Source organism: Desulfosediminicola flagellatus (assembly GCF_005116655.2).
Taxonomy (GTDB): Bacteria; Desulfobacterota; Desulfobulbia; order Desulfobulbales; family Desulfocapsaceae; genus Desulfopila; species Desulfopila flagellata.
On record NZ_CP050698.1, the window covers coordinates 2,705,043 to 2,724,377 of the forward strand.

Sequence of the window (19,335 nt, forward strand, 5' to 3'; positions counted from 1 at the left end):
TTCACCCGCTCACCCTCCCAGAAGAATAATAGTACGTTGAATGGTCCAGAACGCCCCCAAACTCCCCACCGTATAGCCTGGCATTGCCGTAACCCAGCGCGGCCAACGGATCTCAAGCGTCCTGAACGACCATACAAGAGCAAGGGCGAGAAACACAAAAGTTAATTGCCCAAACTCGACACCGATATTAAAACAGAGCAGAGCCCATGGCAGTTCGGCCTTCGGCATCCCGGTTGTGGAGAGTCCACTGGCAAACCCAAACCCATGGAGCAAGCCGAACACAAAGGCAACGATCCAGGGATATCTGATAGTCAGGCTTGTTTCACCCCGCCAGGAACGGACAATCTCCGGCCCCAGGAAGAGGATGCTAAGTGCCACGGCGGCGTTTAACGGTGGCAAAGGTATGCTGGCATAACCAAGGGTGGCAATGGCCAGGGTAATGGAGTGGGCGACAGTAAAGGAGGTGATGGTCTTGATAAGCATCATCCTTCCCTTTACAATCAAAAACAGGCCGAGCACAAAAAGAAGATGATCAATCCCCATAAGGATATGGTGGAACCCCAGACCGATATATTCCTTAACTGTCGCAAACCATGTCCGCTCGCCCCGTAACTCGACAAACGGCGTTGTTGGCCGAACAACGGCCGTCATCATGGTGGTATCCAGCCGGGTCAAACGCACATAAACATCAGTTATGGTGGATTCTAGCCCGGGAAAACGAAGCTTTGCTCCTTCAATACTTTCCGGGCCGACATCAACCACCCTTTTGAAAACGATCGCATCTACCGTGCGCCGCTTGGTCGGCTGGACAATGTTCTGCCAATTATCCGGCAGTACCAGACTCGCGGGGTGGGGTTCTCCGTAATAGATCGGCGCCTTCCAGGTCACCTCGTACTTCTGAGGAGCCAGTTGTGTGATTTCCAGAGTACCGGGCTGGGATTCATGTCCAAAGGCAGGTGCTCCACCACACAGGAAAAACAGGAAAATCATAAGTAACCGATACCACCATATCATTACTTCATCTCCTGAGCAGCCTGTGCTACCGTAACCGTTTGAGCGTTTTTAAAGCCATCTCCAGATTCTTCAATCTCAATGGTATATTTTTCACGAAGTTTATTATAAATATTGTCCCGAACGGTTTTCTTATGGGCAGTGGACCATTCCCATTCCACAGTCCCCCTGACCTCTTCCAACCCAGGCAGTCTTCCTGCTACCCTGTCTGAGACCAATACAAGGTGCAGGCCGTAACCTGACTGGATTGGCCCTACCCATTGCCCCTTAGTGCACTTGATCAGCTCCAGGCTGAATTTTTCACCAAACATTTTAGCGATTTCACTCACAGCAACAAGGTTGAACTTTCTCGGGAGCATCAGGTTGTCTCCCACCGTGTCCAAGTCTAGTTTACTTTCCGTTTCAGACAGGAGAGCAAGCAGTTGTTCAGCCTCCATATCTGCAGCTATCCCACGTTTCTCGACATCAATGTATATCTGCCTAAACGCCACTTGTGGCTCAATCCTGAACAGCTCCGGATGACTCTCTAAAAAATCCTGGAGATCCTCATTGGATGGAATGGTAATCCCGGCGATATCATCGCTCATGAGCTCGAGTTTCTGTGTCATGCGACGGCGGACAACACCGTCATCCTTGTCCATACCGAGAGCCAGTGCTTCGCGGTAAAGAATTTCTTCGCGGACGTGGCCATTGATCAGTTCATCAAGCTCCTCTCTGGTTGGCTGCCGTTGCCAGGTTTTGACGAACCTTGCCTTCAGGGATTCGATTTGACCGTTCGTAATAACAACACGGTTGGATTGAGGTCCAACCGGATCATTGACGACTTCAAAAAGTATGAAAAGCGCCACCCCGATAATCAGAAAGTGAACCAGGGGCTCACGTAAAAAGGATTTCATGAGTTATTGAATGCTCCTATGGAGAATAAAATAATTTCTACTAATCAACAAAAATCATCCAGCTTCAGCTAACTTACGCCCTTTACTGCAACGGCACACTTGGAATAGGGAACGTCAAGGTGACAACAAGCGCTTCCCCCTCCAGGGTGCTCTGGGCGTCAAATTCCCAGAAATAGCGGGCATTCAGAAACCCATACAATTTCTTGGAGGTCGCTATCGGCAGCGTTAAATCAGGTCCGATGCCGTACACCTGATGTTTGCCGACATCCCTGTTACCTGGAAGCATATCAAGAGCTGGTGTATCGTCTTCTGTTAACTTCCACTGGGCGTAATAAGCTGCACCTACCGTTAACGCCCCATCCATGAATGATTTACCAAGCCCGCCTTCGAGGGTGAGGATATCCCCGACCGTGATGTCAGAATCTTCTTTTTCTGAATGTATTTCATAGAATGCGTTGGCCGAGAAGTGCCAACTCTTTGCCTCGTCCAGATAGAGGGTTGTACCAGCAAAGAACTCAAGGCTCCACATACCCAGGCCATTATTTGAAGAACCTCCATCCTCATATTCACCCGTCGGTGCATAGACCCCGATGCCAGCAACAAAGTCGGCACGGTCCGTATGCCAACCGAGGTTTACCGGCTGAATATAGAGATCGGTAAAGCCGGTGTCGACGGTTTCATCCAGGCCCAGTATTGGCACTTCCAGGGTGTTGTCCGTAAAGCCTGGATAAATCTGAAAACTATAATTCGCTCCCAAAAGCTTCATCTCCGAAACCCACAATAATCCGAAAATATAGGCATTGGCATCCAACGAGCCCCGTCCCTGAGGGTCAATTCTTACGCTGTTGCCATCTCGATCCCTTAAGGAGTCTGCCTCATATCGATAATAAACGGGAGCCACCACATAGAATCCCGGTGGCGGCTGACTGCCTGAAAGCACACCGAAATCACCTTTCATGTTATGACCTGAATACCCGGCAAACGAAGTGGGAGCTGAGAGCAGTGACAGAGCAACTATTGAAACCAGCGAGCAAATAAAAATATGTTTCCTTGTGATCATTTTTTATCATTCCTCCATGACGAACCCTGTCCGTATTGATATAAAAGCGAACAAGCTATCTATTTGCTTTGAGGCACATAAGGGTCATTCTGCCCGGTCGGGATCGGCGGGTATTTCCTTAAAGATACAATATGCTCCTCCAATTGAGGAAGCCCGGCTTTCGTTACCCACGTATTCGGAAAGAGTACATTGTCCCGTTCTTGAGGATCATTTATGAGATTATAGACCCGAGGCATGGTGTATTCACGCAGAGTGCCATTCCAGCCGGTCTGCTCCTTGAAATGGAGTTTCCAGTCGCGCCACTTAACCGCAAATATATCGTTACCCATATAAACGATGAATCCATCTCGACCGGATTTTTCTTTCTGTCCGACAAAGAACGTCGACATATCAATGCCATCAATCACCCGGTCAGCAGGAACCGAACCGCCGGCAAATTGGGCCAATGTTGGGAACAGATCCATTTCGTGGACAATTTCATCGCTTTCACTACCAGCTTTTATTTTTGCGGGCCAGCGAATGACAAAAGGTACCCGCAGCGCCCCCTCATAACCCGTAAAAAGTGTTGAGCGCCATGGCCCTGCTGAGCCATGCATGGCAGTTCCTACTGTCATTGACGTTTCACCCTCACTGAGAGCCTCAGGGCCGTTATCTGCAGTAAAAATAAAGATGGTATTATCGGCAATTCCCAGCTCATTGATGCTATTGAGCAACTCGCCTACATAGCTGTCGACCTGCATCAAGATATCGCCCCACAGCCCCTTGCCGGATTTACCTTCAAAGTCAGGGTGTGGCATGGTCGGGAAATGAGTAGCGGTGTAAGGAAGGTAGACGAAGAACGTTTTTTGGGCTTGCACCTGCTGCTTCATAAAGCTGATCGCCCGGTCGGTCAAATCACGATCGATAAGAGGACGATAATCGAGACGATAGGGGCGCACCTTTTTCGGAACCTCTCCCTTTTGGCCAGCCATCACATAAGCCTCTTTTACTCCACTCTCAGAAAATCCGTCGAGTGACGAGTAGACCGATTCATCCGTGGAGTTTGGCACACCGTACCATTCATCAAACCCCTGGTCAGTCGGAAACCTGCCAGGAGTTCGGCCGAGGTGCCATTTGCCGAACATCCCTGTTGCATACCCTACTTGGGAGAGCATCTCCGCCATAGTAACCTCCCACTGGACGAGGCCGTAAACTCCTTCACCAAGAGGAACGGTTCCGTTTCCACTTCGAACCGCATAGCGGCCGGTCATAAGGGAAGAACGCGACGGAGTACACTGAACTTCAACATTGAAGTTCGTCAGTCTGAGACCTTCGTCTGCCAGCTTATCCAATTCCGGGGTAGGTGCACCGCGAATAATGCCGCCCCCGTTAAAACCAGGTTCACCCCAGCCAAAGTTGTCCATGAAAACCATGACAATATTGGGTTTCTCCAATGAGAAAGACGGTGTCGAAATCAACATGACAAGAAAAATACCAGCCAAATGTGTTGGCATAGAGACGATATGCCTGGTGAACCGTTTTTTGATCAATTTCCACATTGCTTTCAGCCTCCTTGAATCTCTTTTCCAGGCCATTGGATGTCTGTCTTTCTATCCGAATTTACGGCGTATACCAGATCGGTGAAGTGTAGGCCCGCTCCTGGGTTGACACCGGAGCCCCTTCAGGAATTGGATTTCCAAAGCGAAAGGCATCAATGGTAGTCCAGCGTGGCGTTGGAATTTCAATAACCCGCGCGTAATAAAATGCTTTTTCATGAGGATCAAAGTCCGGGTCGGTCCAGACTGCGCCGAGCTCTGATGAACCTATAGTATTGCGGAAGCTCGCTGTCTTTGCGTCCACTGTGTTGCCAACAGGTGTTTTGCATCGGCCGTCCTTATCTATCTCCCGGCTATCAGATACTGCGACATCATAGATGATCTCATGGGTCTTGCTGTCTTTATCGAGCCAGCCCTTTATGATCTGTATCCGGTCCAGGTTCCCACCGATGGTGTCGCGGAGGGCATAGACCATGAAGGTCGGGGCCTTGCCTCCCATCTCCGAAGGCAGATCTCCGCCCATGGGCACGCCTTTCTGATAACCAGCAAAGGCCGGCTCGCGGCTCATGAGGTCTTCCTCCGTATAATCCCATCCACCGAAGAAACGTACTCGGATGCGGCTGCCTGTCGTCCCATATACCTCTTTACGCTTCATCGCATCGAAGATCGCCTCTCGGGTGTTGTCAGTTGCCCAGACCGCTCCCAAACCGGCAGCAACCTGGCCCCAGCTCATCATCGTGCTTGTGGAGCTTTTCATAAAAAGATGATTCCCCCTATTTGGATCGGGTTCATAACCGGAGTGTTTTCCAAAGAAGTTATCTTCCTCGGCGGTCGCGAGGCCGGTGTGGCTATCCGTGGCTCCTACAAAACCCATCTTGTAGGGGTTTGTCCCGAACTTTTTCTCAAGGGCCAATCCGTTTTTCAGGGCTTCACGGGCATATTCGTACTGCAGCATCTGGTCTTCTTTGGCAATCACCTCGTTACCAGGGACTATATTACCGAAATCCCAGGTTTCATAATCAGCAAACTCATCGTTAGGTGACAGGAAAGGGTGCGCCTCACCATCTCCCTTGATCTGCGTTATTTCATACAGCGGTTCCCATTTACTCCGCTCTTTGACATAGAATTCATCAAGCTTTCGTCCTGTGTATTGGGCATCCACCGGAAACATAAGGCCGTTCGACACATTGCCGTTGTGAGCCAGGGCAAGGACCTTTCCACCCGTCTCTTCTTCATACTGGGTCATCCATTTCCAGAGATTCATGGGATCATAGCTTCCCAGGGGCGCGGTGGTCGTGTAAGGCATCAGCCTGATTGCCTTATCCCCGTTGTCACGGTACAGGACATTTCTGTGCAGATTGTTACCATTTAATGTGGAGGTCCATTCATACCCGATGAGGGCTGTGAACTTGCCGGGATCATTGTGATGCTCGGCCGACTGTACAATACGCTCCCATGTCGATTTGTAACCGGCGCTGTCCGGACCATAATAGATCTCCATGGGAAACGTCTGTTCCACCATAAGAGCCTTGATTATTTCATAGGCTATTTCGGGCGCTTCATCTTTGCTGGCTGTTTTGAGACGGTCGTGCCAGTCTTTCCCCTCAGGGGTTGCCAGGATGTCCTTGTTACCGGCTTTGAGGTCAACAATGAAACCCATATTGTCGGTGTGGTCGGTTACGGCTAGCCAATCAAGGGGTCTGGAAAGTTTGACGGGAATCCCGAAAGAGGACTCCACCTCTTCACCCTTTGCAAACCGGTAGGCCGTGTCCGGGTCGAGAATACAGCCAGCCGTACCGGCATCGAACGAGTTTCCCGTGTGGAGGTGGGAGTCACCCCAGTACAGGCCGTTGGGAAAATCCCGTTTTGCATAGGGAGAATAGGATTTACCCTTATATTTTTCAGAGAGCATTTTGTCGGTAGTTTCCCACATTGGCCCATCTGTGGCGTACGCAGGAAGAGCAAACAGGCACAGCACTCCCAACACCCTCATAGAGATTGAAGCTTTTGTGTTCATTTTTTCCTCCTTTTTAGTAAACCCAATCAACTAAACATCAGGTTGCGCATGTGTTGTTTGATTCAGAATATCAAACACAAGAAGACAATCATCCGGCAAAATAAAAGATTCATATTCCATTACGGCGTATACCAGATGGGTGATGAGTAGGCCCGTTCCTGGTGAACCAGCCTTGTTCCCTCGGAAAGCTCCGCACCCAAGCGCACCTTGTCGTAGAGCACCCAGCGCGGCGTTGGGATTTCCAATACACGCACATAGAAGAAAGACCTTAGGCTCGGATCGAAATCTGGATCGGTCCAGACAGAGAGCAGCTCAGAAGCTCCGATGGTGTTGGTCCAGGTAGCTGCTTCCAGGTCAACAGTGTTGCCGACCGGGGTCTTGCAGCGGCCGTCTTCACCTATCGTGCGTCCGTCGGAGACAGCTACGTCATATATCTTCTCGTGAGTTTTGCCATCCTTGTCAACCCAGCCCTTAATGATCTGGACACGGTCAAGATTGGCGCCAATAGGATCACGCAGAGCAATCACCATGAAGGTGGGTGCTTTACCATTCGGCGCAGTGTGCAGATCGCCACCCATGGGCACGCCTTTCTCATAGCCGATAAAGGCTGGGGCGCGACTGCGCAAGTCATCGTCGGTATAGTCCCAACCACCGAAAAAACGCATCAGCATGCGAGGACCGGTTGTAGCATAGGTTTCCTTGCGCTCCATGGCATCGAAGATAGCCTCGCGGGTATTCTCAGTCGCCCAGACAGCCTGATAGCCCGAGGCAACAAGGGTGTCGCCAGGAATCTTGCCGAGTTTCGATTCGATAAATGGATGGGATATTCTTGTCTTCGAGGGTTCGACACTGACGGACTTGCCGAAGAAGTTTTCTTCCTCTGCAGTTGCTAATCCTGTATGGCTGTCCGTGGCGCCGACCATGCCAAACTTGTAGGGGTTTGTACCGAGTTTGGCTTCAAGGACAAGGCCGTTTTTCAAAGCTTCACGCGCATATTCATACTGCAGCATTTCCGGCTTCTTGAGTTCCGTGAGGTCAAGGTTGCCTGTGGCCCAATTCTCATAATCGGCAAACTCATCGGTGGGTGACAGACTGGGATGCGCTTCACCGTCCCCCTTTATCTGGGTCACTTCATACAGCGGTTCCCACTTGGCGCGTAACTCTATATAGTTTTTGTCCACTTTACCGCCGTGGTAGGTCTCAACCATGGGAAACATCCAGCCATTGGAAAGGTTGCCGTTATGGGCCAGTGCCAATGCCTGTCCGCCGGTCTTTTTCTCATAGTCCTCCAGCCACTTGTAAAGGTCCAATGGATTCGTGGTACCTACTGGTGGCTGGGTGGTCAAAGGGACAATCTGGCGAGCCCGATCTCCACCGTCGCGCAAAATGACGTTACGGTGCAGGTTCATCCCCTTGGGCACCGAGGTCCATTCATACCCTATCAATGCAGTAAAATGCCCCGGATCGTTGTAGCGTTCCGCAGCATCTATTATCATTTCCCATACCTTATTGAAGACCGCTGAGCCAGGAGAGTAATCTTTCAGAAACTGCTCGGGGAGCTTCATCTGGGCAAAATGAGTGATCAAGTCAAAGGCTGCCTTGCCTGCTGCCTCACCGCCCTCGGCAAAACCTTCAGCCCACTCCCTGCCTTTTGGTTCTGCCAGTATGTTAGGTGCGCCCTTCTGAATGTCTGTGGCAAGCCCCATATTATCGGAATGATCTGTCACTGCCAACCAGTCTAGCGGACGGCTCAGTTTGACGGGCTGACCAGTTGAGGAAGTAATTTCCTCCCCTCGGGCAAGCCTATAAGCATCTTCTGGCATCAGGGTGTTGCCGAAAAGTCCGGCATCAAGTGAAAGCCCGGTATGCAGATGTGTCTCACCCCAGAGAACCTTGCTGGGAAACGAACGTCTGGCATATGGGGAATAGGCCTTGCCAGGATAAAGCCCCTTAAGGGTCTCAACGTCAGCTGATCCTATGTCCTGTGACATAGCCGTACAGGGTATGGTCAAGAAAACCACGACCGGAACAACAAATTTCAACAGGTTTTGCATAGCTTTCATTTTCCTTCTCCGTTTATTGAGCTTGAACTTGAGATAGCGGTACTATTGCTGGACACCCCACCAGCCAAATTATTCCCTGAAATTACACAGTATAGGATGAGCCAGCTGCTGCCGAGATTGACTTATCACCGCAAACCGGCAACTCCGTCGAAACCTATGCGCTCTTTGCACTCGTTCTAAGGTTCGTACTGTCAAGGTCGAGTATATTGACATACGAACCTGCGAGAAACCGATTACCGACAGGGGGAGGTACGTTTTCGACTGATACTATGTGATAATTATTGTCAGTGATATTATTATTGCAAATCACTAAAACAAGCATATATTGAGCATACGCTATGCTCAACAACTACCTAACAAACTAAAAGCGCAAACTTATTCAAATAGAAAAAATGCCGGAAAATAGATACGATAATAGAGTTGAGCGGTTCCATTCGTTATCTGCCGAGAATCAACCAAATGGAATAACGTTCGAGCTGCTCCAGCCCATGCTCATGCTTTCTCCGTTGGGTTATGTCATAACCGCCATGAACGGGAAGGACACCCGCATTGTCTTCGTCAATCGATCATTTGAGGAAATTACCGGCTATGAAACGAACGAGGTCATTGGTCATAACTGGCAGTTTTTATTTAGAGATGATCACCATCAAGCACCTCTTCGAAGGTTTTTGGAAGCGGTTGAGCAGAAGAGACAGTACACAGAAGTGGTTCACAATTGCAGGAAAGACGGTTCTCTTTCTTATACCGAACTTACCGTATACCCTATCCTGGATAGTTACGGGGAAAACATTTACTTCATTTGGATTTTGCGAGATGTGACTTTTTCAATTGAGGCCGAAAAAAAGTTGACCAGGAAACTTGCTGAGAAGGATAAACGTTTCTCTGCGTATATGAAGCATTCAAACGAAGCACTCTGGTGTCTTGCGTTTGATCCTCCGATTCCACAGGATGATCCGCAAGCGGATCAACTTAGAGCGGTATTCGACCGCGGCGTGTTCACTGAAGCAAATGACGCCGCTGCCCGTGCATATGGCCTTGAAAAAGGAATCGATTTACAGGGCAGACCGCTGAAATATCATATGGATATCTCAGCCTCAGACAATTTGAAGGTGATTTCTTCTTTGGTTCACAATAGATTCCTGATGGAAAATGTAATGACCCATGAGAAAGAGGTTGATGGGTCTGATGTGATTGCTATGAACAATATAACCCCCGGTATAACAAATGGGGCGGTTACACATGTATGGGGTGCAAGCCTCGTGATAACCGAGCTGTCCATCGCCCAGAAAGATCTTCAACAATCGAAAAATGAACTTGCTGCAAAATCAAAAGCCCTTGAGGAAAAAAACATTGCTCTAAAAGAATTAGTTGCCCATATCGGCTTAGAGCAAAAAGACTTCAAGGATCGGCTCATGACGAATATTAAAGAAATAGCCTTGCCATCTCTTGAGAGAATAAAACTTAACAAAGGCGAAGAAGCCTATATCGATTTGCACCGCAGAGATCTTGAGAATTTGGCGTCTTCTTTTGGACTCAAGGTTAATGACATTAGAATTAAACTAACCCCGCGTGAGATGGAAGTATGTAACCTGGTCAGAAACGGTCTGGCGAATAAAGAAATCGCCGAAATCCTGAAAATTGCAGTTCACACAGTCGAGAAACATCGGAGAATGGCGAGAAAAAAGCTTGGCCTGAACAGGAAAAATGTCAATCTGCATTCTTACCTAAATTCCTTATAATGTGCTGCCTTTCAGGCTATCGAAACCAGTATTTTTGCTCAATCAGCTGATTATTTATATTGTTATCTTGTAGGTTATGTTCTTGGCAAAGACTTGAGGTGGCCCTGCTAAGCTTTGAACAACTGGCATTTGACTGTTATTAACATACTTTCTATGCAGGCAGACTTGGCTGATCAATCGGGAATGGCCAGAAATGGAGCAACTGAAAAGTAGAGACTACCAAAGATAAGCTTCTGAACTCAGTCCATAGAATGCTATCACCCTCTTGAATTTTGTATCTTGATAATCAAGTCGACAACAGATTCAAATGTGGTAATGCTTGACCACTGTTTATCTGGAATTAAAACATCAAAGTATTCTTCAACAGCCATGCATAACTCTAGCATATCTAGGTCGTCAGCACCGAGATCCTCACGAAAGTTTGTCTCAGGAGAAAGCTCTCCCAAGTTAATGGGCATTTGGTCGAACAATACACTGACAAATCTCTCTTCTATATCAGTCCGGCGACTTACTGAATTATCGGAATCACCGTACAAAGCAGTTGTTGTTGGTAAAATAAACAGAAATAATATCAGTATAATTCGGAGTACTTTCATTTGATCTCCATATTGGTACTTTGTTTCCTCAACCTTCGCACGAGTGCGAAAACCTATTAAACAATTTAAAGTCGGCTAAAATATATCTCTACTTGCTTATCTCAACAGCCTCTAATAATAATTTTTTAACTTTTTCAGCACCATCGTCATAAAGCAACATTGTGGCGCTTGAAATATAGCCACTTCCGTCACCAACATAAGCATTTTTTCTATTGATAAAGAGATACTTCACCTCTCTACCTGTTGGTGATGCAGAATAGTCGAAGTCGGAGGTTGGTAAATCTGATTTAAATCCATAAGGCTTTATGAACATATCTGTATTTTCCAATTTGCTAACATCTGTTGGGTCAAAAAATCTAAAGTCTGGTTTTCCGGGATTCCAATTTGAAGATTTATTTGTGTCATATTTGAACTCATCTGCACTTTTAAAAATTCCTTCACCATCATATTGAAGCTGGGCCCAATGACTATAATTTGTTAACCCATCATTTGTAGTTGCATTGATCCTGACATTGCTTCCATATTCATCAATCACAGTGTCAATTTGACGAAAAATTTCTGCCAATTGTGATTCGCTTGAGAATGATTTCTTTTTGGCATCATAAATAATTTCATATTCAGGCCGGTCATTACATCCCCAAACATATTTATCACAAACGATTCCATCACTTCGGCTGAGACACTCATCCATCGCTACCTTATCAGCCTGATACCGTAATGGAGCAACACCCCACCCATAAGCATTACCAGATTTATTATCAATAGTACGGTAAACACCACAGCCACCAGAAAATTTAAGCACAATCGAACATGATTCACTATTCTTTGCACATTCTTCCTTTGCTCGCTCAACTGCAGCATTCAAAGAATCATGCCCAACTGCCCAACCGTATGCAAAACTATTATTTTTATCTATAGCAAGTGCGCCGTATTTAGCATTAAACCTACTATTATCCGCATAAACAAATGTAGACATTGAACCAACGAGAATAAGACAAGGCATCAATAAACGTTTCAATATTCACTCCAATGAATTTAATTCAACTAGTCACTGTGCTTAGACAACCACTTATTTTTTATAATTAACTAAATTTATGTAACTAAACAACGATTTGTTGATAACTTACTGACGAAATTGACCTCTCCTCAGTAAAGTGAGTGTTAAGTGGAGTATTTGCCAAAAAATGTGTGGAAATGGAGTAACCCCTAGGCAAAGCTTACCAAAGAAAACCTAAAGAGCGAGAAGACTGACCCCACCTTGGTTTTTTTCCTGTATCCCTTCAAAACCGTCTCCACCTCGGCAAACTCCGTTTATCGGTCTGCCGAAAGCGACCTTAACAGGAAGAACCTTAAATTTGAGTCCTAGTGGATTTTTGAGAGGTGTGAGCTGGCAATCTCTACCTAAGCCACCATGAGCGATATGAAAGTAGTATCAACACCTGGACTATGTGGGAATGGAGTAACGTTCCGCATCACCGGTGATGTTGACCGCGCAGCGGGCGATGTGATTCGTATGCATGCACTTCTTATGTTTTTTGTAACTTCTTTGCCACAACAAAATAACTAGATGCTCCTTTATAAATCTCCTCAGATTCAATCGTTTGAAACTCGACAGCTTCTAATAGTTCGTCCACCTCAGAGCTCGTTATCCTTCTTATAGGAATTGGAATTAATCCAAATTTACACAATACCCGCACCAGCTGAATTTGAAGATTTACTAAAAACGACATTTTCTGGCGCAGGCAAGGTGTTACAGAAATAAATATGCCTTCTGGTTTTAACAATTCATTTATTCGCTGCATCACATCCCGAGGACTAGTGACGGTATGCAACATATTGAAGGCCAGAATTACATCATATGATTCATCAGAATATTTTTTATCAAAAATGTCAGACTGCTCAAATCTTACGTTCTCAATTTTACTGACAGCTGCTTTCTCTTTAGCGATTTCAATCATCTTCGATGATATATCAATTGCATGAATCTCTTTAACCTGACTGGAAAACTGACAGGATGCTGTTCCAGTCCCACATCCATAATCCAGAACAGTGTCGCTATCCTTCAGGAAGCTTTTAGTATTCTCTCTAGATTTATTATGAATGTACTCAAATCGCTCTTCAGTCTTGTCGTAGTTTTTAGACGCACTGTCCCAAAAATCTTCGGTTTTATTCATTCTCTATACCTCAATAGGTGAAAAACATAACAAGTAATTATATAGATCTGCATGACATCGGTTTTGTAATATTATAGAGACGAGGGTCATGTCAGGCAAGGGTGTTGATAGTACGGCAATATCTTGCAACTGGAAATCGAGATTTAAGCGGGCAAGGTTAATCATTTAAGAAAACCTGCGACTTCATATTTTTCCTGTTTCTAATCAGGCGCACCTTTTAACTTTTTAGAAAAGAAAGAGTTCTGATTTAATGATCATGATTGACCTTAAAAAATGATTCTTAGACAACACCCCATCCACAACCCACTATCCCTTGTTGCCAGGTAAATTGTAGCCAAGATAGTTTTGTGCAATGAAAAACACTACGTCAAGTTTATAAAAGAATTTGTTGACGGGCGCTTGTTCGACAAGGTTTATTACAACAGGTAAAGTCAGATCAACAATCGGTGAAGATTTGATACGATTAATTCTTGGTAAGAAAGAGAAATAGCAAAAATGTCCTGGCTAGATAAGATACCTTTTTCCGTACTTGTAATTCTGTCGTTAACTTTGGGGCTTGCTCCATTTACACCTGCACCGCATCTCATCGAAAAGATAGGGATGCTTGTCAGTGGCAACCTGAACAAATCTATTGATATCTTTGATTTAGTTATGCATGCAAGCCCAATGGCACTTCTTGTTATGAAAATGGGACGCAGTAGCGTTCGATAGTAGTCATCCAGGCAATACTGCAACTGGTTTTCGAGAGATGATGGCCTTTTCTTTTCGCCGTCTCTTAGGGGAGTTTTATAGGCGCAATCTACGACTAGATAGATTTGGGGCCAAAGCTTTCGTACCTACCCTATACTTTCAAATTTTAGGCAGAAGTATCCACTGAAGAGCTTAAATTTTGCTGCATAAGAAACGGGATTCTCATAATCTGCCCAACACAATCGCAGAATACTGCTATAAATTACACAGGATCATCGACCAATCATCGGACCTTACAATTTGCAAGCTAAAACAAGTGTCTGTCAGGACGAATTGATGTTAGTTCCTGTTAGCCCATCACCCCTCCTCCTGACATCAACCCTGCATCTGGAGTATCATTAAATGTGGCAATTTCTGCCCAATACTCACTCTATCAGGAGGTGCACTATGAAAGTTTCACAAGCAGTCGATTTCCATCTGCAGTATCACCGAGCTAACTCCAAAAAAAAATACCATTAAGACCTGCGAGTTTGTTCTTTCCCGTTTTACTGCACAGTTTGTTAAACGTGATTTCGCTAGTATCTCACCGGAAGAGGTGATGGCGTTTCTTCTATCCCTGACCAAAAACAACAAACAGGCGACAAAGAGAAACCGCTATTCTGTTCTTTCTTCTTTCTACAACTTCAGCATCAACAACGCATTACCCGCCCTGATGAACCCCTGCAATACTGCGGTTATTAAAAAGATTTTCAAACGCCCCCAAACCATTCAATGGCAAATAATAGATAAAGAAACGATCGATGAGATTATCTTCCGGACCATGAACATCCGTAACAGGATTATGCTTGAGCTAATGGCCAGGGGAGGGATGAGAATAGGAGAAGTTCTAAACCTCAAACCAGCTGATATCCAGGAGAGAACTCTGGCCGTCCAGAACCCGAAAAGCGGTCGAGTTGGGGAGACAGTTTATGTTCCACGGAAATTATTGCTAAGGTTAAACGACTACGTGAGAGCCAATAATTACAATAGCAGTGAGAGAATTTTTCCGATTTCCTATGTCGCAGCATGGTCGATGGTCAAGAAAGCAGGCAAGCTCGTTGATATTGAATTACGACCTCATGATCTCAGGCGACATGCTGCAACCTATGCTTCCCGATCTGGTACTCCTATTGAAATTGTCAGCAAAGTGATTTTGCGGCATGCTGATTTGTCGACAACACAGAAGTATCTGGGCAAGGTGAATGATTCTGAAGCAATCAGGTGGATCGAGACACTTTATGGTTAAATCCCGAGAAAATTGATGGGGAGCGGTAATAGGACCAACCTCCCCATCTGTAATCAATAATACTGCCAGGTTGAGAGCAACAGGAAAAACCTAAAGTTTCGGGTCTCCTCTCCCTTGTTAACCTTACATCAGCTAACCTTTCATGTCACAATAGAGCAACTACCTGGTTATCTGGGAAATTTGTATTCAAATTTTGTTACGATAAATATTAAGTTTGCATCTAATATGTTTAGTCAACATTGTCGTAACATATCACAACTGTCTGAGTTTAGATCACATGTCTATATCAACGGTAATTTCTAAAACACCGTTTCGTTTTTCATAATCCTCGTATGCTTTGATCAATGTTTGGAGTTTTTCCTGGTGCATTGAAGAAACATCCATCGCCTCACCGGGGTCATCCTTCATGTTGAATAGCTGCCATTTGCTATCACCGAAAGGTGGAATCAGCCTTGTGGCTTTCCAATCACCCTTGCGAATTGCTCGTAAGCCAATGAGTTCCCACCCAATGGTATCGTTCTCAGAACGAAATGCATTATTACTATTCTTTAGGATAGAGAGCATTGATTTTCCCTGCATCGGCAATACATCCCTCCCTTTGTATTGTTTGGGATGAGTGGCATCGGCAATTTCTAGAAATGTCGGGGCCATATCCATGACATGTACTAAAGCATCAGAGCGTTTTCCAGAGGCTATCCTTGGGCCGGTTACTATAAGCGGTGATCTTATACCACCCTCAGCGATTGTACCCTTTATAAGACGCAGAGGTGTGTTAGCTGTAATTGCCCACTCAAAGCCTATGGCATTGCGTGATCCTTTGCGACCAATATTTTCATAGCGGTTATCAGAATTCTTTGCTACCCATGCCTCGCCTGTGTCCGGATAGGCACCCATACTGGCACCGTTAGCCCCGTTATCCGAGAAGAACAGAATGTATGTGTTGTCGTACTGTCCTGTTGTTTTCAGGTAATTGATAAGGCGGCCAACCTCCTGATCCAAAAGCTCGATCATTGAAGCATAAACCTCCATAACACGGGCTGAATATGCCCGTACTTCCTGAGGCCTATCATTCCACTGCGGTACGTGTTGGGAGGAGGCTTCAGAGGGGTTAGGGATTTGCCAGATTTTGGTGTCTGTTGGAAAAAGTCCCATTTTTACCTGACGGGCAAACCGTTGTTTGCGGACAGCCTCCGGACCGATATCATATTGACCTTTATAATTGTCAATCCAATTGTCAGGCACATGTAGTGGGTCATGCGGTGCAGTAAATGAAACATAACCAAAAAAAGGTTTGGTCGTGTCCCTCGTCTCGAGGTAATCGATCATTTTGCTTACATAAAAAGTGGACGAATAAAAATCGTCCGGTGTGTGTGTTCGTACACCATCTTCTGCATAGATGGGATAGTAATTGTTACACATCCAGGCTTCGTCGCCAAAGTGGCTTGCACCTCCCTGCATAAGAGCGAATGAGCGCTGAAAGCCTCTTTTGTCTGGCCAGTGTTCCTCTTCGTGACCGAGGTGCCATTTGCCCGTCATAAGGGTCTGGTATCCGGAATCATTCAGTGTATCCGCTACTGATACAACTCTATCATTAAGGTAGCCCTCATACCCGGGTTCAGGATTTTCTTTTTGTTCCTCTGAAAGGATCTCTGCATTGGTTCCCATGCCGGTAAGGTGATGGTCTGTCCCTGTCATCAAAGATGAACGAGTCGGGGAACAGGCGGGGTTAACGTAAAACTGTGTTAGCATAAGACCGCTGTCGGCAAGTTTTTGCAAAGAGGGTGTGCGAATTTCTGCCCCAAAGGGGCCGATATCAGACCACCCCATATCATCTGCGACAATGACTAAGATATTCGGTCGATTATCTGCGAAGCTTTTATTTTGATTGCTCTTGCTGCGTGCCTGAACAGACTTACCCAACAATTTATTATTTTCTGAAGAGTCAGGAGCTTGGGCAAAGGTAGAACTTGCATTGAGATTTGCTATCAATAAAACACACAGGGCTGCTACAGTTATGGATAGCATTAAGGATCTATTTTTCATCTTCCTCCCCTCTTCAGCTGCAATGAACTCCTTGTTTACAATGAGAAATCGTTACTGATATTTTTTTCTTAAAAACGATAAGCATATCCGATTTCAAATCCGCTTGTCGTCATATCCCACCCAAACAGACCAACATCGCTTTCATCTTCGTAGTCCACATCCAACACACGATAACCAAACCAGAGTGTTGACTTTTCAGATAAATCATAGCCTAATGCAGTGTGTACATTCCAAGCAAAATCTGGTGCGCTGCCAATGCCAAACCCTCCAATATCACCTCTCAATAAGAGTTTAACTTTATTGGTCAGATCTGCTTGGAAACGAATCCCGACAAATGGATCGACCCAGTCTCCTTTCCCGTTCACTTCAGGTAACAAGTTGAAGTCCATGTCGATTTCTAAAGAAAAATATCGTCCACCGGCCAAAAGATCGATTTTGGCTAAGCGATCTCCAGTGTTACCTAAAGACCAGTTCGAAATTTCATATATCCCGCCTACTTCAACCAACCACTGTTCAACTTCGATCCCAACATTTAATGGGCCTGCTTCTTCATCCGCAGACATTTTCATGTACATCGGATCAACAAACACGCCCCATTTCCCTTTTCTTGCCTCAAGGTGAAACGAGCCGCCGAAATCAGCATTTTCGATAAGGTCGCTAAAGCTCTCGTTCACCTCGATCGTTTCCCCCTTGACCGTTACATCACCATTTATCCCAGCCAGATGAAGATAACCTATCAGGGTAAAACGCCATGAATCATTGGCTACATCGGAGCCATCGGCATAAGCAGGCAGGCATAAGATTGTGAGTAGCACTATTGTGGTTAAAGTTGATTTTCCAATTCGTTTCAAAGCGTGACTTGATAGTAGAAGTCCCACATTTAAAAAGTAACAAAGCTTCACGACCACCTCCCAATAATATTGGATGTGTCTCATTCAAAATAAAAAAGTATTAGTGGATTTTAGACTTTAGTGTATCACAGTAAGGCAAGGGTATGAAGTTTTGATCCATAAGCATTTACTATGGTCGAGTCACAGGGACTCACGATATCATGATGGTAGAGCCTTGTCTTGGCAGTGTTAACCTTCTAAGAGAATATGCAAGTTATTACTATTCCGGTACATCCTCAGTCAAAGATACTTTCTGATCATACCGACACCCCCCCCCTTCCCAACTTCCCAACTTCCCAACTTCCCAACTTCCCAACTTCCCAACTTCCCAACTTCCCAACTTCCCAAAAAAATGTAAGAAGCACTTGTGTCCCGTCAACGCTAATCTGTCAGCATCTTGCTTGTCTTTTTTCACTCCTGTGCTGTTGGTGTTATGTCGCGAATAGTTGTGCTATGTAACACATACACCAACAGCACCGGAGCATACAATTGCGGTGAAATATACCGACATTCCATCATTAAAGTGACCCTAGTCACCAAGACCCAATTTGCCGTTTCTGTGCATATTTCAACCTGACAACTATTTAAATTACCAGTACATCCGTTTCAAGAAGTGGTCTTTGGGGGGCCATAGAATGCTCTTTTTATTGGCAACTAGAGGTCTCTAAGGAAAGTGATAGCACATTTTCAGGCAACAACATCGTGAATGAGTTGATCATGAACTTCTGAATGATGTATCAAGACGACAATGTTTCTGAAGTGAGTCTGATGCTATAGCTACTGAACATTTCATACAGGATATACAGCAAAAACTGGCAGGTGGAATACCGGGACGTTCAATCGTATCAGAAAATGTATCGACAATCTTGAGAGAGCCTCAAACTCCTTACAGGACTCTTTTTGATACCCAAAAGAGCATTCTAAGCTTTGAAAACACAATTTTTTAGATATTAAATCATAATTTTTAGCGTATTCATGTGGTCTGCCCAAAGCAATGAATCGTGGCAGTAACATCCGAACATGAAACACCAATCGAATATCTCACTGTTTGGTCGGATGGCGGCCAGGTCGGTTTTCCTTTGGCTAATGTGCTGGAGATGAGCACAACTGTGCGCATGAAAAGCGGTGAGGTTCTCGTCATTGGCTGCCTTATCAGTAACACAGACGATACAACAGGTGAGTTTGCCCCTGTTTTAGGTGATATTCCTCTGGTGAAATACCTCTTCGGGTATGAAGAGAAAACTTCAAATAAACGAGAGCTGATTATACTTTTAAAAGCACGGATTACCAACTGGTCGCCCGAACACTAATTTGATTATCCTCGAATAGTAGCCCC

The 19,335-nt window shown here is 45.5% G+C and carries 15 protein-coding genes; 4 read left to right on the forward strand and 11 right to left on the reverse strand.

Features of this window, described 5'->3' with window-relative positions:
* Window positions 1-9: 9 nt before the first annotated feature.
* The 6 genes from FCL46_RS11340 to FCL46_RS11365 form a co-directional block, all read right to left on the reverse strand.
* A complete protein-coding gene (locus FCL46_RS11340) occupies window positions 10-1,014 on the reverse strand; it encodes a HupE/UreJ family protein (RefSeq protein WP_136808242.1) in 1,005 nt (334 codons plus the stop codon).
* Window positions 1,014-1,907, reverse strand: a complete 894-nt coding sequence (locus FCL46_RS11345) for a peptidyl-prolyl cis-trans isomerase (RefSeq protein ID WP_136808243.1) — start codon at window positions 1,905-1,907, stop codon at window positions 1,014-1,016. The genes FCL46_RS11340 and FCL46_RS11345 overlap by 1 nt, the downstream gene beginning before the upstream one ends.
* Window positions 1,908-1,989: 82 nt before the next feature.
* Window positions 1,990-2,967: a SphA family protein gene (locus FCL46_RS11350; RefSeq protein ID WP_136808244.1), complete on the reverse strand. Its 978-nt coding sequence runs from the start codon at window positions 2,965-2,967 to the stop codon at window positions 1,990-1,992.
* A 59-nt stretch (window positions 2,968-3,026) separates the two neighbouring features.
* Window positions 3,027-4,505 (reverse strand): arylsulfatase, encoded by a 1,479-nt coding sequence (locus tag FCL46_RS11355; protein WP_217909614.1) that lies wholly within the window; start codon window positions 4,503-4,505, stop codon window positions 3,027-3,029.
* A gap of 61 nt (window positions 4,506-4,566) precedes the next feature.
* Window positions 4,567-6,519, reverse strand: coding sequence for a DUF3604 domain-containing protein (locus tag FCL46_RS11360; protein ID WP_136808245.1), 1,953 nt, complete (start codon window positions 6,517-6,519; stop codon window positions 4,567-4,569).
* 119 nt (window positions 6,520-6,638) lie between these two features.
* Window positions 6,639-8,573 (reverse strand): DUF3604 domain-containing protein, encoded by a 1,935-nt coding sequence (locus tag FCL46_RS11365; RefSeq protein WP_167505936.1) that lies wholly within the window; start codon window positions 8,571-8,573, stop codon window positions 6,639-6,641.
* Between the two features lie 401 nt (window positions 8,574-8,974).
* Between FCL46_RS11365 and FCL46_RS11370 the strand changes: the two genes are divergently transcribed.
* Complete coding sequence (locus FCL46_RS11370; protein ID WP_136808246.1) at window positions 8,975-10,321, forward strand: PAS domain S-box protein; 1,347 nt, start codon at window positions 8,975-8,977, stop codon at window positions 10,319-10,321.
* Window positions 10,322-10,578: 257 nt separating this feature from the next.
* On the opposite strand, the gene FCL46_RS11375 is transcribed toward FCL46_RS11370, so the two are convergent.
* From FCL46_RS11375 to FCL46_RS11385, 3 genes are all read right to left on the reverse strand, one after another.
* Window positions 10,579-10,917, reverse strand: coding sequence for an acyl carrier protein (locus FCL46_RS11375; RefSeq protein ID WP_136808247.1), 339 nt, complete (start codon window positions 10,915-10,917; stop codon window positions 10,579-10,581).
* 88 nt (window positions 10,918-11,005) lie between these two features.
* The gene (locus FCL46_RS11380) at window positions 11,006-11,935 is read right to left on the reverse strand and encodes a DUF4189 domain-containing protein (RefSeq protein WP_136808248.1); all 930 of its coding nucleotides are present in this window, start codon (window positions 11,933-11,935) and stop codon (window positions 11,006-11,008) included.
* Between the two features lie 508 nt (window positions 11,936-12,443).
* On the reverse strand, window positions 12,444-13,091 hold the full coding sequence (locus FCL46_RS11385; RefSeq protein ID WP_136808249.1) for a class I SAM-dependent methyltransferase: 648 nt from the start codon (window positions 13,089-13,091) through the stop codon (window positions 12,444-12,446).
* Window positions 13,092-13,586: 495 nt separating this feature from the next.
* On the opposite strand from FCL46_RS11385, the gene FCL46_RS11390 reads away from it, so the two are divergent.
* The gene (locus FCL46_RS11390) at window positions 13,587-13,802 is read left to right on the forward strand and encodes an RND transporter (protein WP_136808250.1); all 216 of its coding nucleotides are present in this window, start codon (window positions 13,587-13,589) and stop codon (window positions 13,800-13,802) included.
* A 577-nt stretch (window positions 13,803-14,379) separates the two neighbouring features.
* Complete coding sequence (locus FCL46_RS27975) at window positions 14,380-15,066, forward strand: tyrosine-type recombinase/integrase (protein ID WP_167505916.1); 687 nt, start codon at window positions 14,380-14,382, stop codon at window positions 15,064-15,066.
* A gap of 273 nt (window positions 15,067-15,339) precedes the next feature.
* Here FCL46_RS27975 and FCL46_RS11400 read toward each other — a convergent pair whose 3' ends face one another.
* Together FCL46_RS11400 and FCL46_RS11405 are read right to left on the reverse strand one after the other, a co-directional pair.
* Entirely contained in the window at window positions 15,340-17,109 is a 1,770-nt protein-coding gene (locus tag FCL46_RS11400) for an arylsulfatase (RefSeq protein WP_136808252.1), read from the reverse strand.
* 68 nt (window positions 17,110-17,177) lie between these two features.
* Complete coding sequence (locus FCL46_RS11405) at window positions 17,178-18,011, reverse strand: hypothetical protein (protein WP_136808253.1); 834 nt, start codon at window positions 18,009-18,011, stop codon at window positions 17,178-17,180.
* Window positions 18,012-19,000: 989 nt separating this feature from the next.
* Between FCL46_RS11405 and FCL46_RS11410 the strand changes: the two genes are divergently transcribed.
* Window positions 19,001-19,309, forward strand: coding sequence for a hypothetical protein (locus FCL46_RS11410; RefSeq protein WP_136808254.1), 309 nt, complete (start codon window positions 19,001-19,003; stop codon window positions 19,307-19,309).
* Window positions 19,310-19,335: the final 26 nt, after the last annotated feature.

Excerpts from the sequence above, each read along its gene's own strand:
- FCL46_RS11340 (WP_136808242.1), bottom strand. The coding sequence starts at position 1,014 with ATGATATGGTGGTATCGGTTACTTATGATTTTCCTGTTTTTCCTGTGT.
- FCL46_RS11345 (WP_136808243.1), bottom strand. The coding sequence starts at position 1,907 with ATGAAATCCTTTTTACGTGAGCCCCTGGTTCACTTTCTGATTATCGGG.
- FCL46_RS11350 (WP_136808244.1), bottom strand. The coding sequence starts at position 2,967 with ATGATCACAAGGAAACATATTTTTATTTGCTCGCTGGTTTCAATAGTT.
- FCL46_RS11355 (WP_217909614.1), bottom strand. The coding sequence starts at position 4,505 with ATGTGGAAATTGATCAAAAAACGGTTCACCAGGCATATCGTCTCTATG.
- FCL46_RS11360 (WP_136808245.1), bottom strand. The coding sequence starts at position 6,519 with ATGAACACAAAAGCTTCAATCTCTATGAGGGTGTTGGGAGTGCTGTGC.
- FCL46_RS11365 (WP_167505936.1), bottom strand. The coding sequence starts at position 8,573 with ATGCAAAACCTGTTGAAATTTGTTGTTCCGGTCGTGGTTTTCTTGACC.
- FCL46_RS11370 (WP_136808246.1), top strand. The coding sequence starts at position 8,975 with ATGCCGGAAAATAGATACGATAATAGAGTTGAGCGGTTCCATTCGTTA.
- FCL46_RS11375 (WP_136808247.1), bottom strand. The coding sequence starts at position 10,917 with ATGAAAGTACTCCGAATTATACTGATATTATTTCTGTTTATTTTACCA.
- FCL46_RS11385 (WP_136808249.1), bottom strand. The coding sequence starts at position 13,091 with ATGAATAAAACCGAAGATTTTTGGGACAGTGCGTCTAAAAACTACGAC.
- FCL46_RS11390 (WP_136808250.1), top strand. The coding sequence starts at position 13,587 with ATGTCCTGGCTAGATAAGATACCTTTTTCCGTACTTGTAATTCTGTCG.
- FCL46_RS27975 (WP_167505916.1), top strand. The coding sequence starts at position 14,380 with ATGGCGTTTCTTCTATCCCTGACCAAAAACAACAAACAGGCGACAAAG.
- FCL46_RS11400 (WP_136808252.1), bottom strand. The coding sequence starts at position 17,109 with ATGAAAAATAGATCCTTAATGCTATCCATAACTGTAGCAGCCCTGTGT.